Source organism: Leminorella richardii (assembly GCF_900478135.1).
In the GTDB taxonomy this organism is placed as follows: Bacteria; Pseudomonadota; Gammaproteobacteria; order Enterobacterales; family Enterobacteriaceae; genus Leminorella; species Leminorella richardii.
Map to the genome: position 1 here is coordinate 3,874,109 of NZ_LS483470.1, position 20,122 is coordinate 3,894,230.

Here is a 20,122-nt window from a genome sequence, read left to right on the forward strand (position 1 = left end):
TTAACTGAAATAACTGGAGACTGTCATGGAAAACCTAAACACGGATCTACTCTATCTGGTTGCTGCAATCATGATTAGCTTTGCATCAATCAGTGCCGCGATAGGTATTAGTATTTTGGGTGGTAAATTCCTCGAAGGCGCCGCTCGTCAGCCGGATCTTGTTCCTCTGTTACGGACGCAGTTCTTCATCGTAATGGGTCTGGTCGACGCCATCCCGATGATCGCCGTAGGTTTAGGGCTCTATGTCATGTTCGCCGTCGCCGGATAACGTGCAGTTTTGAACGTATTGAGAACAAAACCATTTTTTCACTTTAAAAGAGGCATTGTGCTGTGAATCTTAATGCAACAATCCTCGGCCAGGCGATAGCGTTTGTCCTGTTTGTCTGGTTCTGCATGAAGTACGTATGGCCACCTATCATGTCGGCCATCGAAAAGCGTCAGAAAGAGATTGCTGACGGTTTAGCTTCAGCAGAGCAGGCTAAGAAAGACCTGAGCCTAGCGCAAGCCAACGTGACCGACCAGATGTCTCAGGCGAAAGCCGAAGCGCTGGTGATTATTGAACAGGCTAACAAGCGCAAGACGCAGATCGTTGAAGAAGCTAAAGCCGAAGCCGAACAGGAGCGCGAAAAAATCCTCGCTCAGGCTAAGGCCGAAATCGACGCGGAGCGCAAGCGCGCCCGTGAAGAGCTGCGTAAACAGGTGGCTATGCTAGCGATTGCCGGCGCCGAGAAAATTATCGAACGTTCCGTGGATGAAGCTGCCAATAGCGACATCGTTGATAAACTGGTCGCTGAACTGTAAGGAGGGAGGGGCAGATGTCTGAATTTATTACTGTAGCTCGCCCCTACGCCAAAGCAGCTTTTGACTTTGCCGTTGAGCAAAACGCGCTGGACGACTGGCAGCAGATGCTGGCATTTGCTGCCGAAGTCAGCCGTAACGAGCAGGTCTACGGTTTGTTGTCCGGCGCGCTTGCGTCGGAACACATGGCGGAGACTTTCATCGCTGTTTGCGGCGAGCAGCTCAACGAGAATGGCCAAAATCTGATAAAGATCATGGCTGAAAATGGACGTTTAATCGTGCTTCCTGACGTGCTAGAACAGTTCATTCAGCTGCGTTCAGAACAGGAGTCCACCATTGATGTGGAAGTGACTTCTGCCGCTGCGCTGAATGACGACCAGTTGGCAAAGATTGCCGCTGCGATGGAAAAACGTTTGTCGCGCAAAGTTAAGCTAAATTGCAAAATTGATAAGTCTGTTATCGCCGGTTTTATTATCCGTGCTGGCGATATGGTGATTGACGACAGCGTACGCGGCCGTCTGGATCGCCTGGCAGACGTCTTGCAGTCTTAAGGGGACTGGAGCATGCAACTGAATTCCACAGAAATCAGCGAACTGATCAAGCAACGCATTGCTCAGTTTAACATGGTGAGCGAAGCTCACAATGAAGGTACTATCGTTTCCGTCAGTGACGGAATCATCCGCATTCACGGTCTGGCCGACGTTATGCAGGGCGAGATGATCGCACTGCCGGGCAGCCGTTATGCTATCGCACTGAACCTTGAACGCGACTCCGTTGGTGCCGTTGTTATGGGTCCGTACACTGACCTTGCCGAAGGCATGAAGGTGAAATGTACTGGCCGTATTCTTGAGGTTCCAGTTGGTCGCGGTTTGCTGGGTCGCGTAGTGAACACTCTGGGTGAGCCGATTGACGGCAAAGGCCCTGTTGATCACGACGGATTCTCTCCGGTTGAAATGATTGCGCCGGGCGTTATCGAACGCCAGTCGGTCGATCAGCCAGTACAAACCGGCTATAAGGCCGTTGACTCCATGATCCCAATCGGTCGTGGTCAGCGTGAGCTTATCATCGGTGACCGTCAGACCGGTAAAACTGCACTGGCTATCGACGCCATCATCAACCAGCGTGATTCCGGCATCAAGTGTATCTACGTGGCCATCGGCCAGAAAGCGTCAACCATCGCTAACGTAGTGCGCAAATTGGAAGAACACAACGCGCTGGCTAACACCATTGTCGTCGTTGCTTCCGCATCTGAATCTGCGGCACTGCAGTATCTGGCTCCGTATGCGGGCTGCGCCATGGGTGAATACTTCCGCGATCGCGGTGAAGATGCGCTGATTATTTATGATGACCTGTCTAAGCAGGCCGTTGCCTATCGTCAAATTTCCCTGCTGCTTCGTCGTCCACCAGGACGTGAAGCGTTCCCAGGCGACGTTTTCTATCTCCACTCTCGTCTGCTGGAGCGCGCTGCTCGCGTTAACGCTGAGTACGTTGAAGCCTTTACCAAAGGCGAAGTGAAGGGGCAAACGGGCTCGCTGACGGCTCTGCCGATCATCGAAACTCAGGCGGGGGACGTATCTGCGTTCGTACCGACCAACGTTATCTCCATTACTGACGGTCAGATTTTCCTTGAGTCTAACCTGTTTAACGCGGGTATCCGCCCAGCCGTTAACCCAGGCATCTCTGTATCCCGTGTTGGTGGTGCAGCTCAGACCAAGATCATGAAGAAACTGTCAGGCGGTATCCGTACTGCACTTGCGCAGTATCGCGAACTGGCAGCGTTCTCTCAGTTTGCTTCTGACCTAGACGACGCAACGCGTAAGCAGCTGAGCCACGGCCAGAAGGTGACTGAGCTTCTCAAGCAGAAGCAGTATGCGCCTATGTCAGTTGCTGCCCAGTCTCTGGTGCTTTATGCAGCCGAGCGCGGTTACCTGGAAGACGTTGAACTGGAAAAAATTGGTCGTTTCGAAGAGGCGCTGTTGGCCTATGCCGATCGCGACCACGCTGAGCTTTTAGCGAAGATCAACCAAACCGGTGGCTACGGTGATGATATCGAGGCTGGCTTGAAGGCTATTCTTGATACGTTTAAAGCCACTCAGTCTTGGTAATAATCCTGCGGCCTGAAAGGGCCGTCTGGTTATGAGGAGAATCTAATGGCCGGCGCAAAAGAAATACGTAGCAAGATTGGAAGCGTGCAAAACACGCAGAAGATCACCAAAGCGATGGAGATGGTTGCCGCGTCCAAAATGCGCAAGTCGCAGGATCGCATGTCGGCAAGCCGTCCTTACGCCGAGACGATGCGCAAAGTGATTGGTCACCTTGCGCTGGGGAATCTTGAGTATAAGCATCCCTATCTGGAAGAACGTGAAGTCAAGCGCGTAGGCTATCTGATCGTTTCTACCGACCGCGGCCTGTGCGGCGGCTTGAACATTAACCTGTTCAAGAAGCTGTTGAATGAAATGAAAGAGTGGAACGACAAGGGCGTAAGCGTCGATTTGGCGCTGATCGGTTCTAAAGGCGCTTCTTTCTTCTCATCAGTAGGCGCAAATATCGTTGCTCAGGTTACGGGTATGGGGGATTCCCCTAGCGTGTCTGAGCTGATAGGTCCGGTGAAGGTCATGCTTCAGGCCTACGACGAAGGTCGTTTGGACAGACTGTTTGTGGCAAACAACCGCTTTGTAAACACCATGTCTCAGTCTCCAGAAGTTCGGCAGCTGCTTCCGCTGCCCGCCTCGGAAGACGAAGATATTAAAAGCAAAACCTGGGACTATCTCTACGAACCCGATCCGAAGTCGCTGCTCGATACGCTGCTTCGCCGTTACGTAGAGTCGCAGGTTTATCAAAGTGTTGTAGAAAACCTGGCCAGCGAACAGGCGGCCCGAATGGTGGCGATGAAGGCTGCAACCGACAACGGCGGCGAGCTGATTAAAGAGCTTCAGTTAGTTTATAACAAAGCGCGTCAGGCCAGCATTACTCAGGAACTTACCGAGATTGTCTCTGGGGCTTCGGCGGTCTAAAGGCTTGGTTTAGGAATTACGTAGAGGATTCAAGATGGCTACTGGAAAGATTATCCAGGTTATCGGCGCCGTAGTGGACGCCGAGTTCCCACAAGACGCCGTACCAAAAGTGTATGACGCGCTTGAAGTGCAAATTGATGCCAAGCTGGTTCTGGAAGTTCAACAGCAGCTCGGCGGTGGCGTTGTTCGCTGCATCGCGATGGGTACTTCAGACGGCCTGAGCCGCGGTCTGGACGTTCTCGATCTGGAACACCCGATCGAAGTGCCGGTAGGTAAAGCGACGCTGGGCCGTATCATGAACGTGCTGGGTCATCCTATCGATATGAAGGGCGACATCGGCGAAGAAGAGCGCTGGGCAATTCACCGCGCTGCACCAAGCTACGAAGACCTGTCGGGCGCAACTGAACTGCTGGAAACCGGCATCAAGGTTATCGACCTGATTTGTCCGTTCGCCAAGGGCGGTAAAGTTGGCCTGTTCGGCGGCGCCGGTGTAGGTAAAACCGTAAACATGATGGAGCTCATCCGTAACATCGCGACTGAGCACTCAGGCTACTCCGTATTCGCAGGCGTGGGTGAACGTACCCGTGAAGGTAACGACTTCTACCACGAAATGACCGAATCCAACGTACTGGATAAAGTATCGCTGGTATACGGCCAGATGAACGAGCCGCCAGGAAACCGTCTGCGCGTAGCATTAACCGGTTTGACCATGGCAGAGAAGTTCCGTGACGAAGGCCGTGACGTTCTGCTGTTTATCGATAACATCTACCGCTATACACTGGCCGGTACGGAAGTATCCGCACTGCTGGGCCGTATGCCTTCAGCGGTAGGCTACCAGCCGACGCTGGCAGAAGAAATGGGTGTGCTTCAGGAACGTATTACTTCTACCAAGACAGGGTCTATCACCTCTGTTCAGGCGGTATACGTACCTGCGGATGACTTGACCGACCCGTCTCCGGCGACCACCTTCGCCCACTTGGATGCTACCGTCGTTCTGAGCCGTCAAATTGCCTCTCTGGGTATTTACCCTGCGGTTGACCCACTGGACTCTACCAGCCGTCAGCTGGATCCTCTGGTTGTTGGTCAAGAGCACTATGACTGCGCTCGCGGCGTTCAGTCTATTCTTCAGCGTTATCAGGAACTGAAGGACATCATCGCCATTCTGGGTATGGATGAACTGTCTGAAAGCGACAAGCTGGTAGTATCTCGTGCACGTAAAATTCAGCGCTTCCTGTCTCAGCCGTTCTTCGTGGCAGAAGTGTTTACCGGTTCTCCGGGCAAGTACGTGTCGCTGAAGGATACTATCCGCGGCTTTAACGGCATCATGAACGGCGAGTACGATCACCTGCCAGAGCAGGCGTTCTACATGGTCGGCTCTATTGATGAAGCCGTGGAAAAAGCCAAGAAACTGTAAGCGTTGACTGGAGGGCTATATGGCCGTATCAACATTCCATCTGGACGTCGTCAGCGCCGAAAGCAGCCTGTTTTCCGGCGAGGTGCAGAAGATCCAGGTGACGGGGAGTGAAGGCGAACTGGGGATTTATCCCCGCCATATTCCCCTGCTCACAGCCATCAAGCCGGGTCTGATTCGTATCGTTAAGTTAAGCGGTGAAGAAGAGTTTATCTATCTGTCAGGCGGTATCCTTGAGGTACAGCCTACAGCCGTCACCGTTTTATCTGATACGGCTATTCGCGGGCAGGATCTTGATGAAGCTCGGGCTCTGGAATCCAAGCGTAAAGCGGAAGAGCACATTCGCAATTCCCATGGCGATATCGACTACGCACAGGCGTCTGCCGAGCTGAGCAAGGCGATTGCAAAGCTTCGCGTTATCGAATTGACCAAGAAGCTGATGTAAAAACGCTGCGCTTGTTTTTAATAGAAGCCGGTCTTATGACCGGCTTTTTTATCGGCGTAATAGGGAGATTATCCGATGAAAAGGTGGCAGTTTTTACTGGCTCTGTTGCTGTGCGCCGCCGCCGCTTTTTTCATTTATCGCTTCGTAGTCGATGATGAAGGAGTTGGATTGATGCCAAATGAAAACGTAGAGCCCTTTCCAGACGAGGTTAGGGGGAAAAGAGAAATCCAACCGGGCGATCGCCTGTTTATCCGAATACTTAAAGCGGAAGACAAGCTAGAGCTGTGGTACAGCGACGGCGTTCAGCCGTTTGATAAGTATAAAACCTACACTATCTGTACTTACTCCGGCGGCCTTGGCCCTAAAAAGGCGGAAGGTGACGGTAAAAGCCCGGAAGGGTTTTACTCCACCAATAAAGGGCTGCTCAATCCAAACAGTCGCTATCACCTGTCGTTTAATATTGGCTACCCTAACGCCTACGACCGAGAAAATGGATATACCGGCAGCTTTATCATGGTTCACGGCGGCTGTGCGTCAATAGGTTGTTATGCGATGACCGATCCCATTATTGAGGATATTTATGGGCTGGTGGAACAGGCGCTGAACAGTGGTCAAAAAAGTATTCCCGTTCATATTTTTCCATTTGCCATGACGGATAAAAACCTAAAGCAGCATCGGGAATTGCCGGAGTATCCTTTCTGGCAAATGCTCAAGCCCGGATATGACTATTTTGAAAAGCATCGCCAGATACCCAAAATAGACGTAAAAGATAAACAGTACCGCCTTGTAGAGTAAGAATAAAAAAGGATAAAGAGGAACAGCATGGACATTCGCTTTTTAGGTCACGATAGCCAAGGTACGCCTTCCGGAGGGCTGTGTGACGAATACCAAATTAACAGTATTGAGAGCATTGAGTCGCTGTTAGCGTTTTGCCAAAAGGCGGAGAAAGAGCACTCTGGCTACCTTGTGCTGCTGACATTAGACGACGTCCCACAGGCTTGTTACACCTCTGGTCATGCCGGTATGTCCCTTGACCTCTCTGAAAGCGCCGGAATGGATCTGTCGTCTTTACCTGAATCCTGCTTTGAAGACGGAGAATATCTCGGCTATTTGAATACGCCTGAAGAGTTTTTTATCTGTCAGCATAATTTTCAACATGCTGTTAAAGAGGCGAGTTTCGAGCAGGCCTGTGAAAAAGGCCTTTCCCTAGCAGAAGAAAACGTAGAAGAGTGGCGGGGCTACCAGTGTAATCCGTTCTCTATTTTTGATTTTCCCATTTATGCGATGCTGGTTCCCGTACAGAATCGTTACGATGCGCTGTGCGCCTTCCCTAACGGCTATTTCACCTGCGACCTTTCCCCTATGGATAACTTCGCTGTAGCGAAGCGCCTACAGGAGAAATACGACTATTTTCTTATGGGCGTTGGTGCATCCTATCTGGGATTTTTCAGAAATACGCCACTGACTCAGGAGCAGCGGAGCGGTCTGTATAAGGACTTGTCCATGCTTTATAACATTGACGATGATGACCACCAGATGTTTGATACGCTGTTTGAACAGCTGACAAAGCCTTCGTCACACCTGTGGTTAAGGTATACCGACTAGTTCCCACTGAGGGGATCACAGCATCCCTTCTATCCTTTCGCTGAGAAAATCCAAAAAGCAGGTGATGCGTGCGGAAAGCTGAGTATTGCGGTAGTAAACGGCGTTAATCGGCTGCATGACGGCAACTGATTTTTCGGGCAGCACTTCTACCAGCGTTCCCTGCTTTCTGTCTTTGTGGGTCATAAAGTCGGAAAGGCAAACTAGCCCTTCACCTTCAATAGCTAGCTGTCTGAGTGTTTCCCCGCTGGAGGCGCTTAGTGTGGGTGCGACTTTCAGCAGAAGCCCGTTTTCATCAGTAAAAGGCCACTCGTTGAGCTTGTCTACGTGGGCAAACCCTAAAATACGGTGTTCTATAAAATCACCAATGTCGTTTATCGGCGGAGCGCTTCTCAGATATTCGGGGCTGGCTAGTACTCTTCTACGGCTAACGCCGAGATGCCTGGCGTGTAGCGTTGAATCTTTAAGTTCGCCGATGCGAATGGCAATGTCTGTGCTTTGCTCCAGCAGGTCGATAAAGCGATCGTTGGTATTCAGTTCCAGAGTGATTTGCGGATAGCGCTGACAAAACTCTCCCACGATTGGCACGATAGAGTGCGACATAAAGGGCGCTGCTGCGTTGATACGCAATAGCCCAAAAGGCTGCTGGCGTCGAATGGCCACGTAGTCTTCTGCCTCGTCGACCGCCTTCAGTATTTTTCTCGCGTGGACAAGAAACGCCTCACCTTCCTCTGTCAGAGCCAGCCTGCGGGTGGTTCTGTTAAGCAGAGAGGTTTCCAATTTATCCTCCAAACGCCCTAAAGCCCGACTGATGCCTGAAGTTGTTTGATTAAGTCTGGCGGCCGCCTTGGTAATGGAAAGGCAGTCGACGACGGCGACAAAAGCCTGAAGCTCTTCCAGCGTGGTTTTCATGGATGTACCAATAACAGTGGGATCTACATCTTATTTAAGCAGTTTTTTTTGATAAATAGAAAAAACATTACGTTTTCCCACTCTTTTATTACAGGAACTTATGGATAATGAAAAACTCCAACGTATGTATAGGCTCTATTTTAAGGAAATCACGATGTCTGAGAGCAGGGAAAGCGCGCGGTCTTTAACGCAAATCGACAGGCTGGCAAATCTCGAATCCCCCTATTCGCCGGTAGATGCTTCTCTTAACGGCATTTTTCTGTCGGCTATGAAAGAGGCTGACGAGTGGCATATTCAACGTAATCAGGCTTACGCCAGACTCTATGAAGCGCATCCTCAGCCCGATATTCCCGTATCTTTGTTCAAATCTGCTGATTTGGCGACGCCGGTCATCGATGAAGGACAGTGGCTGACCAGTTCTGGAACGGGAAGCGGTCAAAAAACGAGAGTTTTTTTTGACGCTCCCAGCCTGTTGCGGATCCAGAAAGCGATGACTCAGCTGTTTATTGCGAACGGACTGGTTTCTCAAACTCCTTCGCGCTTCCTGCTGCTGTCACCCGATCCGGCAAAGGGTGATAAAGCCGGGTACGCGACCGCGTTTTTAAAGTTTACCGCCTGCGCGCCCGTTGCCGAATGCGTATTTGCCGTTAGCGATGAAGGACGGCTGGATACGTCACTGGCTTGGAATACACTAAAGCGCTGGGCAAATGATTCTGCGCCCGTTTACATTTTTGGCCTAACGGTGTTTTTTGAGCACCTGTGCTTAAGTCGACCTGAGTCCTTTACGTTGAATGCACCAGTTCGCGGGCTTACCGGCGGTGGTTGGAAAGGCATGACGCAGCAGCTTAACCGAAAAGAGATTGTGAGCGGCCTGATGGAGACATTAGCTGCACCGCTAGTCGATATTCGCGATATTTACGGTATGACAGAGCATCCTCTTCACTACGTCAGCTGCACAGAAGGCCACTTCCATCAACCAGTCTATGCCCGATTTAGCGTTGTCAGCGTAGATGGCACAGAGGCTAAAGCCGAAGAGGCTGGGCTTATTCGACTGGATAATCCCTTTTTTGCTTCCCTACCTTCTCATCGACTGTTGACGGAAGATGTGGGTGCGTGGAGTGAAAGCTGTTCCTGCGGCCTGCCGGGGCGTTTTTTGCGCTATATCGGTAGAAGTACCGATCCGGAAGGAACCTGTGCGGCTCAGGCGTTATGAACAGCGCGCTTAGCGAGCGGCTAATTAAGATAAAAGACTGGCTGCAGCGCATCACACAAAGCGGCTGGTCGTTTTCTAGCGATCCTGATACTCAGGCTTTTTGCCTGTCCCGTATCGCTGAGCTTGCTTCGTCAGACGTTATAGAGAAAAAACTCAAAGAAGAGCTTGGCAACAGGCCGTGGTGGCCGCCCTACCGAATCCTTTTGGTTATTTCTGAAACCGACCCCTTAGGGACTCTGGAAGGTTTTCTCGCAGCCTACCTTATTGGCTGTCGAATAAGAATTAAGGCTAGGGACTCTTTACCACTCCTTGAAACACTGCGCCAAACGTTGGGATTAAGTGAAAGCGAGTGTGAAATTGAAAACTGGAATAGCCAAAATCAAGATGACGCTCGGTTGCTGAAAGGGGTTGATGTGGCGCTGTTGGCCGGCGGTGATTCACTTATTCGCCACTATAGGTCGGTAGCACCCTCTTATATCAGACTTGTTGAGCTGGGGCCAAAGTTAAGCGCAATGGCTATTCTTGGTGATGAGCCACCTCCTCTAGACCGCCTGCTGGCCGACATTTGCCTGTTCTTACAGGGAGTATGCAGCTCGCCGCGCTTTATCGCGATAGAGAAAAAGCGCACTGCCGAGCGGTTATTCACACTGCTTGCCTCCCGCCTCGATGCGCTTCCCCCTTTACCGGACGATATACGCCTTGGGCAGTTGGCCAAGGTTCGGACACTTTCCATGCAGTCATTGCTGAGTAGCGATTGCTTTAAGATTGTGCATAGTGAGGCGTCGGGATGGACAGTGACGCTAAGCACAGGTCTTTCGCCTGAAGTTTGGCTGCCAAAGGGGATCTCTCTGATTTATTGCCCTGATGACTCTGTTGAAGACCTTTTGTCGCTTGCCCATGAGCGTTGGTTTGGACAGCTGCAAACGCTGGGCTACTGGGGAGTGGAGCGCTCTCCGCGCTATGAAGGCTTTACCCGCTACTGCCCGATTGGAAAAATGCATAGGCGCTCTGCGCTTGCTCCGCGCGACGGCGTGTTCACGCTGGCAGCGTTGGTAACCTTTATTGATGAGGAAAAAGAATGACGGTGACAGGGAATGGACCGAGTGTGTTTATTACTGGTGGAACCGGATTTATCGGATCGTATTTGCTGGATGAAATACACAGGCAGGGATATCGGATAACGCTCTTAGTTCGTTCAGCACAAAGGTTACAGATTGAAGGCCGCCCCGAGCTGCCGCCGAACGTTGAGCTGGTCGTAGGGGACATCTGTAGGCCGGAAAGCTATCGACACCGTCTGACAGGACATCAGGCGATGGTGCATTTAGCCGCAGACTATCGGGTTGGGTTACCGGCTACTCGGCGGGCAAGGCGCGCCATGTACTATACCAACGTGGTAGGAACCCAAACGCTGTTTGATGAAGCAGAAAAGGCAGATATTCCCCAAATGGTTTACGTCAGCTCCACAGCGGCGCTGGGAGAAACTCATGGTCAACTGCCGGACGAAAATGGGCGGCACAATGGCGTTTTTCGCAGCTATTACGAAGAAACCAAGCATATTGCCCACGAGCTGGTGGCTGAACGCCAGCGGCTCGGCATGCCGATAAACATCGCTATTCCCGGCGGCGCATTTGGACCGGGAGACAGCAGCATTCTCAGCCAGACTATCGACGCTTTTTTTCGGGGGAAAATTCCTTTTCAGGTGGAAACCGCCAGCCGCTTCCAGCTTTGTCGCGTTGATAGGCTTTGCGATGGGTTGGCTAAGCTTCTATCGCCGGACATTCAGCGGCAAACGTTCCTGTTTACCGGTGAGGATTTCTCCATGCCGGAAATTTTTACCCTGCTGGCCAGCGCCTCAGGAAGGAATATTCCAGCGATGAAGGCCGTTTCCTCGCTTGGGCCACTTGCTCAAATAATGGACGCTCTAGCCTCTTTTGGTATGACGATGCCGCTCTCTAAAGAGGCGCTAAGAGTCATGGACGGCAGTACCTACATGTATAGCTCCGACAGGGCAAAGCGCGAGCTTGGATGGTCATCAGGGGATCCTCGCCAAGAGCTGGTGGAATATCTTCAACAGCGAGTTGAAAGCGCTAATGGTAAAGGAAGCAGCAATGAAGGCTAATCTAAAAAGCCCCTGGGGAAACGTTAGCGTTGAGTTGGAAAACGACCAGTTGATGAGCGTTAGGGGCACTACCGATAGGGCGGTGTTTTTTGGTCAAGGGTACGGTACAGGGCGTTTACGCCTGTGGCAGCTCGATCTATCTCGTAGGGTTGCCAGCGGGCAACTGGCTGAGGTTTTGGGTGATGCCGCGCTGAGAACCGACGTATTTCAACGCAGGCTTGGATTGACCAGTTTGGCAAAGCGCGCCGAGGCGATTGACGCTGCGGCAGATCCTGAGTCTTGGCAGGGACAGCAGTATCAGCACGTTCAGTCCTATATTGCGGGAATTAACCATGCGCTACAGAACACAAAAATACGTCCTGCTGAAAGCTGGATGCTTGGTTACCGCATTCAGCCGTTTACCGTTACGGATGCCTACCTGCTGGCTCAGATTAAGTACTTTATCAATTCGGCATGGCAGTACGAGCTGTTTCATACCCGCTTAGCGGGTAAGCTGACACCGTCTCAGCACCGACAGCTGCTGATGACATTCAGTGAAGAAGGGAGCGCTGTCGAGCCTTTACCGCTGGATACCGACGGTCAGTGGCTGCCAATGGTGAAAAAAGCGCTGGAAGACGGGCTGTCCGGGTTGCGCTATTTGGGCATGTCGTCGCCGGACACCGGTTCCAACGTTATTGCTGTTGGTGGCCAATACACCGCTTCGGGAAAGCCTATTTTGGCGGCCGATCCCCATATGGGGCACGTTAACCCCGGATTTAACCTGCTGTGCAAGCTAGTGAGTGATGAAGGGTTGGACGTTATCGGTTCCCACTTTCCCGGCGCTCCGGGCATTATCGTCGGCCGCAACCGCCATGCGTCGTGGGGTATGGTTGGTATCATGGCGGACAATCAGGATCTGTTTTTCGGGCAGTTGGATCTAGAGGCCGGTAAAGTTAAAACGACTGACGGCTGGGTACCGCTGACCAAAGATACACAGAACATTGTCCGCAAGTCCGGCAGCGTTCACGAATTTACCACCTGGGGATGTTCACAGGGGCGCCTGCTGATGGAAAAAGGCAACTACGGCTTATTCCTGCGCTGGCCCGCATTGGAAAAGCCGGACGGCGATATTACGTTCTATGCGCTCTCTAAGTGCTGCGACTGGCAAAGCTTTCGCAGCGCCCTGTCCCGCGTTAATAATTCACCGATGATGGTGGGCTATGCTGACGAACGCGGCGATATAGGCCTTCAGGCAATGGGGATGATCCCAAAAAGGCTTTGTGACATGGGCAGTCTGGTGATGGATTTAACCAATCCAGACTGCCAGTGGCAAGGCTATGTGCCGTTTGATGAACTTCCTTCTTTGCATAATCCACCCGAAGGTTATGCGGTGTACGCCAATCAGTACAGCGACTCACTGTTTAACGGGAAACCGTCTCTGTCAAACCGATGGCATTCTCCCAGCCGGGCTAGACGTGTCTCCGAGCTGATTTGCGCCAACAAAAACCATACGGCGCAAACGCTGGCGGAAATTCAGGACGATAAAGTGGACTATTTCGCCCGCCAGACATTGCCGATGCTTTTACCCTATCTAAAAATAGACTCTCCGCTGTCCCAGTGGAACGGTGATACTCGCCAGATAGCGCTTGCTCAGCTGTTTGAACAGTGGATCCAACAGCTTATGGATAAAATATTGGCTAAATCCCTCAAGCGTGGCGCCAGAGCCATGTACAGCGACTTTTGGTCAGGTTGCCGCTGGAACCTGATGGAAATCTTAAAACATCACCTGACAGAGTGGGGATTTGAGCAAGGGGATGTCGCCGTGCTGGTTCAGGAGGCGTATGACCTAGCTTTGGCCAATAGCGCAAAAATGACGTCACCGTGGGTGGAGTATCAGCACACCATCAAGCGGCCGGAGTGGTTGAGAAAACTGTTAACTGGGCGCTACCCCTATCAGGGAGGAAACAGAGAAACGGTACATGCCACGCGGCAAAATGCAGATTTTCTTACCCAGTCGCACTCGGGAGAGAACGGCCAGCGGATCAGTAAGCCCTACACCTTTGGTCCGGGCTTTAAGCTGATAAGCGACATGGGAGACGCAAAAGAGATTCACTACACAACCAATATGCCTGCCAGCGGTTCGCCGTTTTTTTGGCGCTTAAAGCCTACGCTGGTGAGATGGCAAAAGGGGCAGCGTTTTATCACAAGCCTCAATAATTAATAAGATAATCACTGGAACAAGAAGGAGCTTAAACATGGCCAGAAAAAAACAATGGCAGCTGGAAGGACACCCGGCCAGACTGTGGCGGCCGCTGGCAGATGGCGCCGTTCGATGTGAGCTTTGCCCGCGATCGTGCAAGATTATTCCCGGACGAACCGGCGTTTGCCGCATGCGCCGCAATGAAAACGGCTCTCTCGTTAGCCTGAACTACGGCAAGTCGGTGCCGATGACGCAGGAAAGTATCGAAACCGAAGCGGTTTATCACTATGCGCCGGGAGAGAAAATTCTCTCTCTGGGCAACATTGGCTGTATGCTGAACTGTGATTTCTGCCAAAACTGGACTACCAGTCAGGCGCGCTACGTCCAAGACGACAACGTCATGTACTACAGCCCGGAAGACGTAGTGAATTACGCCCTCAAACACGATATCCGCGTGCTGTCGTGGACCTACAACGATCCGGTTGTTTGGCACGAATTCGTGATGGAAACGGCGAAGCTTGGACGTCAACATGGGCTTAAAAACCTTTATAAAAGTGCCTTTTATATCAGCGAAAAAGGCATCGACGAGCTGCTGGGCGTGATGGATATTTTCAGCATCTCGCTTAAATCAATGCAGGACAGCTTCTATCGCAAGCATACCGGCGGCAGGCTTCAGCCTATTTTGGACGGTATTAAGCAAGTCTATGATGCCCGAAAAGGCGGAAATGGCCCGCATCTCGAAATTTCCAACCTGTGCGTGACAGGTCGTAACGACAGCCTGACGGAAAGCCGTAAGGTATCTGACTGGATGTTGAACCATCTGGATGAGGAAATTCCGCTGCACTACGTTCGCTTCCATCCTGACTATCGATATACCGACGTTGAGCGCACTTCAATCCCCTTCCTTGAACAGGCAAGAGTTAACGCTCTAGCCGACGGTATGCGCTATGTCTATTTAGGAAACGTGTACGGAACCGACAGTGCCAATAGCTACTGTCCAGACTGCCAAACTCAGTGGGTTAAGCGTAACGGGCTGGTGGCGCACTCGTTTCTTAAAGACGGCAGCTGCCCGAACTGCGGTAAGCGTTCCCCTATCGTTCTTCCCTGGGAGGATAAAAAACTCCGTCCGGAAGGGATTAGCATTCCGTCTGAGCTTTCCTGCTCAACGCATATGTTTCGCGGTGCGATACAGGCATGCCACATAGAGCAGGATGAAGAGTCGACGCTGTATTACCAGTTTATCTCCGCATCCGGCGAGCCTGTGGGTGAGGTTGGCGTGAACGGCTGTTCTCGATTTATGCTGTCGAAAAGCGACGATCGGGCTGCGGGTATTCGCCTTTATCACTCGGCGAATCGTGATATTCGTCTGTTTGAAGTGTATGACCGAGCCCACTTCCCAGTGATGAACTCGGAGCAAACGCGAGGCACCAGTGAAGACGTGCCGATTACCTTTCATCCGCTGCAAGGGCGCTAACGATGCCGATAAACTGGGGATATGCGCTGGCGCGAGGGCAGTTTATCGCCCGGCGCCTCAAGCGCGCTGGCCTAAACCAAAAGGGTGAAAACCTGCCTATTTTGTACCTGCCGGGCATTTTGGGCACCAAACTGTATGACCGCCAGCAGCGTGCGCAAACCTGGGGGGACTATCGGGGCGTATTTTTCAACCGTCCGGAGCACGCTGGCTATGAGTATGAGGACTGTGATGCGCACCGAGAACGGGTATTGGCTAACGAACAGCTGCACGCGTTTACTATTGTGCCGGGTCTGGTGCATACGTTGGTTACCGCCGAACTTAAGATGGTGCTTGAAACGGCTTTGGGCTATCGGGAAGGGCGAGACCTGTTTTTCGTCGGTCACGATTGGCGGGCCGATCACCGTCGGCTAGCGCTTCGGCTGGACGATGAACTTTCGCGCATAGCCACGCTGTTTGGCCCTGAGCAGGAGGTTATTCTTATCGGGCAGTCAGCGTCTAATCTGGCAGTACGCTACTGGCTTGCCACTACGACAGAAGAAAACCGTCGTCGGGTCGCAAAGTGGTACGCGTTTGGCCCGCCGTGGCGAGGAACCTATCAGGCACTGTCGATGATGATGACCGGATATTACCCGGCAAGCCGCCATTTTCACGGCTTCACTGCGGATGATATCGCCAGCTACCCCAGCGTTTATCAACTTCTTCCTTCCGACTTTTCGGCGGTAGATGGAAAAGGCAATCCTCTATCGTCGTTTGATATTTACGATCCCGAATGCTGGAGAACCTATCGAATGGGGCCCTACCGGGAAACGGGAAACGGAGTTTCACCCGTCGCAGCCCGAGCCCGACTGGCTCTGGAAAATAATTTGCAAAGCGCGCGCGAGTTTTCTTCATGGGTGCAGGGAACGGATGCTAACAGGCCATCGGTACCTCAGGTTTGGTTTTTGAGCGATAATAATCTGGCGGTGAAAACGGCCGTTTATGACAACAGCGTCTGGCATCTTGAAGCAAAAGAGATAAAGCGACGCTATCCCGAAAATGTGTTGTCACTGCTTGAATCCGGCGATGACCATTTGCCTTTAAGCCGACTGATTGATGAGCGCTGTGGTCCTGTCGTTCGCGATGCTAACCACCAGCCGTGGGGAGAAAGCTTTGTTTACGTCAGTCAGGCGAGAACCCACCGGGCGCTGATTAACCATACGCCGAATTTGCAGTGTCTGGCCTTCGATCTGGCGGTGGAGCGCCTGAAGCGGAGATAGCCACTTAAATAACGACTTTTTATGCGATAAGAAAAAAGGTCTAACCCTGTGGAATAACGCACATTGTTTGGCCAATAAAGGCGGAAAAAACTGTCTCCGAACGCAGACAGTTTTTTTGTGTATTTCGCTGAATTGTCATTTTTTGTCAGCCCTTATAAAACAAGGGCTGAACGCGTTTTATGATTAAAAATAAGTAGCATTTTTGGCGCTAAAAAGGTTTACTTTCGCCAGTTCATTTTTATTACAGGTTGTCTATGTCCACTTCTTCACTCAGCGTTGTTATTTTGGCTGCCGGCAAAGGCACGCGCATGTATTCCGATCTCCCTAAAGTTCTGCATCTGTTGGCAGGAAAGCCAATGGTGCAGCACGTTATTGATACAGCGTCTAAACTGGGAGCAAAACAGGTTCACTTGGTTTACGGCCACGGCGGCGATCTGATGAAGAAAACGCTGGCCGGGCAGCCCGTTAACTGGGTATTACAGGCCGAACAGTTAGGTACCGGCCACGCGATGCAGCAGGCTTCGCCTTTTTTTGCTGACGATGAAAATATTCTAATGCTGTACGGCGACGGGCCGCTGATTTCCGAAGAGACGCTCCGCAGGCTGGTGGATGCCAAACCTGAAGGCGGCATAGGCCTGCTAACAGTGAAGCTGGACGACCCAACCGGCTATGGTCGCATTGTGCGCGAAAACGGTAACGTGGTTAGCATCGTTGAACATAAAGACGCCAGCGATGAACAGCGCGAAATCAATGAGATTAATACCGGTATTCTGGTCGCCAATGGAGCGGACATGAAGCGCTGGTTAAGCCAGTTGGATAACAATAACTCTCAGGGCGAGTTCTATATTACCGATATTATCGGTCTGGCTCACCGTGAAGGTCGTCAAATTGAAGCCGTTCATCCGGCACGCGTCAGTGAAACCGAAGGGGTTAATAATCGCCTACAGCTGGCTCACCTTGAGCGCGTTTATCAGGCGGAACAGGCTGAACGGCTGCTGCTGGAAGGCGTTATGATTATCGATCCAGCGCGTTTCGATCTGCGCGGTGAACTGATCCACGGTCGTGACGTGACGATTGATACCAACGTTATCATTGAAGGTCGAGTGGTTCTCGGCAATCGCGTTCGCATTGAAAGCGGCTGCGTACTGAAAAACTGCGAAATTGGTGACGACAGCGTTATAAGCCCCTACAGCGTGATTGAAGACGCGGTTCTTGGCGTCGGCTGTACCGTTGGGCCGTTCGCCCGACTGCGCCCTGGCGCTGAGTTGGACGATGAAGCGCACGTTGGCAACTTTGTTGAGATAAAAAAATCTCGCTTGGGTAAGGGCTCCAAGGCGGGTCATCTTTCCTATCTCGGTGACGCTGATATTGGTGACCGAGTCAATATTGGTGCAGGTACGATCACCTGTAACTATGACGGGGCCAACAAGTTTAAAACGATTATCGGTGACGACGTGTTTGTCGGTTCTGATACACAGCTGGTGGCGCCGGTTAGCGTCGCCAGAGGCGCCACTATCGGCGCAGGTACAACAGTGACCAGAAACGTTGGTGAAGACGAACTGGTAATCAGCCGGGTCGAACAGCGCCACATTACCGGCTGGCAGCGGCCGGTGAAAAAGAAGTAACTATAAGTTTATAAAAGCCTGCATAGCGACAGGCAATAATCCCCACTCTCTACAAGGCTCGGGGAAGCCGGAAAATCCGGTAAATTTAAAGTACACAGGTTAAGGGCATCGCAGGAGCTGATTTATCAGTTCCTTAAATCAGGAATAGAAACGATGTGTGGAATTGTTGGCGCAGTAGCGCAGCGAGATGTAGCAGAAATTCTGTTGGAAGGCTTACGCCGTCTGGAATACCGCGGGTATGACTCTGCCGGTTTGGCGGTGATTGACAGCGATAACCACCTGCAGCGGGTTCGCCGTTTGGGTAAGGTTAAGTGCCTGAGCGATGCGGTTAGCGAGCATCCTCTGTCGGGTGGAACGGGCATTGCCCACACCCGCTGGGCGACTCACGGTGAGCCGTCAGAGACAAACGCCCACCCGCACGAGTCCGGCTTTATTGCCGTCGTGCACAACGGCATTATTGAAAACTACGAGTCCCTGCGCGACGAGCTGATAGAAAAGGGCTACGTTTTCACCTCTGAAACGGATACTGAAGTTATTGCTCACCTGGTACACGAAGAGCTGAAGAATAATGCAGAGCTTAGCCTGTTGGAAGCGGTACAGCGCGTTCTGAAGACGTTACGCGGCGCTTACGGTACGGCGATTGTCGACAGGCGTAACCCAGACGTACTGGTTGCCGCTCGCTCCGGCAGCCCGATGGTAATCGGCCTCGGTCTTGGCGAAAACTTTGTTGCTTCTGACCAGCTAGCACTGCTGCCGGTAACTCGCCGCTTTATCTACATGGAAGAGGGTGACGTGGTGGAAGTCACTCGCCGGTCTGTCACTATTTTTGACAAGCAGGGCACCTTGGTTGACCGCCCGGCGGTAGAGTCTACCAGCCAGTACGATGCTGGTGATAAGGGCATCTATCGCCACTACATGCAAAAAGAGATTTACGAGCAACCGCTGGCGATTAAAAACACCCTTGAAGGGCGTATTAGCCACGGACTGGTTTCTTTAGAAGAGCTGGGCCCGTCTGCGACAGAGCTGCTGGAAAAGGTTCAGCACATTCAAATCGTTGCCTGCGGCACCTCTTATCACGCGGGTATGGTAGCGCGCTACTGGTTTGAAGCCGTCGCCGGTGTGCCGTGCGACATTGAGATCGCGTCCGAATTTCGCTACCGCAAGCCAGCGGTGCGCAAAGGTAGTCTGCTTCTGACCCTTTCCCAGTCGGGTGAAACGGCGGACACGCTGGCAGCGCTGCGCCTGTCTAAAGAGCTTGGCTATTTAGGCTCGCTGGCTATTTGCAACGTGCACGGTTCTTCTCTGGTGCGTGAATCCGACATTGCGCTGATGACTCGCGCCGGTGCGGAAATCGGCGTAGCGTCCACTAAGGCATTCACCACTCAGCTGACGGTTCTGCTGCTGCTGGTGGCTCGCTTTGGCCGCCTGCACGGCATGAGCGAGCAAAAGGAAAAAGAGATTGTGCACGCGCTTCAGGCGCTGCCAAACCGCATCGATCAGCTTCTTTCTTTGGAAAAGTCCATTGAGCTGCTGGCGGAAGACTTCTCTGAGAAGCACCATGCGCTGTTCCTCGGCCGTGGCGACCAGTACCCTATCGCGATGGAAGGGGCGCTGAAGCTTAAAGAGATTTCCTATATCCATGCGGAAGCCTATGCGGCAGGTGAACTGAAGCACGGCCCTCTAGCGCTGATTGATGCCGACATGCCGGTTATCGTCGTCGCTCCAAACAACGAGCTGCTGGAAAAGCTGAAGTCCAATATCGAAGAGGTGCGTGCGCGTGGCGGTCAGCTGTACGTGTTTGCCGAAGAAAACGCGGGCTTCTCCAGCGGGGAAGGCATGACGATTATTCCTCTGCCTCACGTAGAAGAAATCGCCGCGCCGATTTTTTACACCATCCCGCTACAGCTGCTCTCCTACCACGTTGCCCTGATTAAGGGCACGGACGTTGACCAACCGCGCAATCTGGCGAAGTCGGTGACGGTAGAATAACGCGTTATTTAAAAGAAGAAAGTAAGACAGTGGAAGAGTTGTAAAGAAGTAAGTTTGGCAAATCCGGCTATGTTTTTTTAAAGCA

The 20,122-nt window shown here is 52.0% G+C and carries 18 protein-coding genes; 17 read left to right on the top strand and 1 reads right to left on the bottom strand.

Translation table 11 applies throughout. From position 1 onward, the window contains the following. Positions 1–25 precede the first annotated feature (25 nt). The 9 genes from atpE to DQM29_RS17620 all read left to right on the top strand — a co-directional run bounded on the left by atpE (position 26) and on the right by DQM29_RS17620 (position 7,273). The gene (gene atpE / locus DQM29_RS17580) at positions 26–268 is read left to right on the top strand and encodes a F0F1 ATP synthase subunit C (RefSeq protein WP_027273890.1); all 243 of its coding nucleotides are present in this window, start codon (positions 26–28) and stop codon (positions 266–268) included. A 62-nt stretch (positions 269–330) separates the two neighbouring features. Then, the gene (gene atpF, locus DQM29_RS17585; RefSeq protein WP_111741865.1) at positions 331–801 is read left to right on the top strand and encodes a F0F1 ATP synthase subunit B; all 471 of its coding nucleotides are present in this window, start codon (positions 331–333) and stop codon (positions 799–801) included. A gap of 14 nt (positions 802–815) precedes the next feature. Beyond that, complete coding sequence (gene atpH, locus DQM29_RS17590) at positions 816–1,349, top strand: F0F1 ATP synthase subunit delta (RefSeq protein WP_111741866.1); 534 nt, start codon at positions 816–818, stop codon at positions 1,347–1,349. Positions 1,350–1,361: 12 nt separating this feature from the next. Then, complete coding sequence (gene atpA / locus DQM29_RS17595; protein WP_111741867.1) at positions 1,362–2,903, top strand: F0F1 ATP synthase subunit alpha; 1,542 nt, start codon at positions 1,362–1,364, stop codon at positions 2,901–2,903. A 45-nt stretch (positions 2,904–2,948) separates the two neighbouring features. Further along, on the top strand, positions 2,949–3,812 hold the full coding sequence (gene atpG / locus DQM29_RS17600) for a F0F1 ATP synthase subunit gamma (RefSeq protein WP_111741868.1): 864 nt from the start codon (positions 2,949–2,951) through the stop codon (positions 3,810–3,812). Positions 3,813–3,846: 34 nt separating this feature from the next. After that, on the top strand, positions 3,847–5,226 hold the full coding sequence (atpD, locus tag DQM29_RS17605; RefSeq protein WP_111741869.1) for a F0F1 ATP synthase subunit beta: 1,380 nt from the start codon (positions 3,847–3,849) through the stop codon (positions 5,224–5,226). A gap of 19 nt (positions 5,227–5,245) precedes the next feature. Continuing rightward, positions 5,246–5,668, top strand: a complete 423-nt coding sequence (locus tag DQM29_RS17610) for a F0F1 ATP synthase subunit epsilon (RefSeq protein ID WP_111741870.1) — start codon at positions 5,246–5,248, stop codon at positions 5,666–5,668. 75 nt (positions 5,669–5,743) lie between these two features. Then, on the top strand, positions 5,744–6,463 hold the full coding sequence (locus DQM29_RS17615; RefSeq protein ID WP_111741871.1) for a L,D-transpeptidase family protein: 720 nt from the start codon (positions 5,744–5,746) through the stop codon (positions 6,461–6,463). Between the two features lie 27 nt (positions 6,464–6,490). Further along, the gene (locus DQM29_RS17620) at positions 6,491–7,273 is read left to right on the top strand and encodes a hypothetical protein (protein ID WP_111741872.1); all 783 of its coding nucleotides are present in this window, start codon (positions 6,491–6,493) and stop codon (positions 7,271–7,273) included. A gap of 15 nt (positions 7,274–7,288) precedes the next feature. On the opposite strand, the gene DQM29_RS17625 is transcribed toward DQM29_RS17620, so the two are convergent. Beyond that, the gene (locus DQM29_RS17625) at positions 7,289–8,182 is read right to left on the bottom strand and encodes a LysR family transcriptional regulator (RefSeq protein ID WP_111741873.1); all 894 of its coding nucleotides are present in this window, start codon (positions 8,180–8,182) and stop codon (positions 7,289–7,291) included. Positions 8,183–8,336: 154 nt separating this feature from the next. Between DQM29_RS17625 and DQM29_RS17630 the strand changes: the two genes are divergently transcribed. From DQM29_RS17630 to glmS, 8 genes are all read left to right on the top strand, one after another. Further along, positions 8,337–9,395, top strand: coding sequence for a LuxE/PaaK family acyltransferase (locus tag DQM29_RS17630; protein WP_111741874.1), 1,059 nt, complete (start codon positions 8,337–8,339; stop codon positions 9,393–9,395). Next, a complete protein-coding gene (locus DQM29_RS17635) occupies positions 9,392–10,477 on the top strand; it encodes an acyl-CoA reductase (RefSeq protein WP_111741875.1) in 1,086 nt (361 codons plus the stop codon). Before DQM29_RS17630 ends, DQM29_RS17635 begins: the two co-directional genes overlap by 4 nt. Beyond that, positions 10,474–11,514, top strand: coding sequence for an NAD-dependent epimerase/dehydratase family protein (locus DQM29_RS17640; protein ID WP_111741876.1), 1,041 nt, complete (start codon positions 10,474–10,476; stop codon positions 11,512–11,514). Before DQM29_RS17635 ends, DQM29_RS17640 begins: the two co-directional genes overlap by 4 nt. Next, a complete protein-coding gene (locus DQM29_RS17645; protein ID WP_111741877.1) occupies positions 11,504–13,714 on the top strand; it encodes a penicillin acylase family protein in 2,211 nt (736 codons plus the stop codon). Before DQM29_RS17640 ends, DQM29_RS17645 begins: the two co-directional genes overlap by 11 nt. Positions 13,715–13,748: 34 nt before the next feature. Then, positions 13,749–15,167 carry an AmmeMemoRadiSam system radical SAM enzyme gene (gene amrS / locus DQM29_RS17650; RefSeq protein WP_111741878.1) on the top strand — a complete coding sequence of 473 codons (1,419 nt, stop codon included), beginning with the start codon at positions 13,749–13,751 and terminating at the stop codon, positions 15,165–15,167. A 2-nt stretch (positions 15,168–15,169) separates the two neighbouring features. Next, complete coding sequence (locus DQM29_RS17655; protein WP_111741879.1) at positions 15,170–16,423, top strand: lipase/acyltransferase domain-containing protein; 1,254 nt, start codon at positions 15,170–15,172, stop codon at positions 16,421–16,423. Positions 16,424–16,677: 254 nt separating this feature from the next. Continuing rightward, entirely contained in the window at positions 16,678–18,048 is a 1,371-nt protein-coding gene (gene glmU, locus DQM29_RS17660) for a bifunctional UDP-N-acetylglucosamine diphosphorylase/glucosamine-1-phosphate N-acetyltransferase GlmU (RefSeq protein WP_111741880.1), read from the top strand. A 153-nt stretch (positions 18,049–18,201) separates the two neighbouring features. Then, entirely contained in the window at positions 18,202–20,037 is a 1,836-nt protein-coding gene (gene glmS / locus DQM29_RS17665) for a glutamine--fructose-6-phosphate transaminase (isomerizing) (RefSeq protein WP_111741881.1), read from the top strand. Positions 20,038–20,122: the final 85 nt, after the last annotated feature.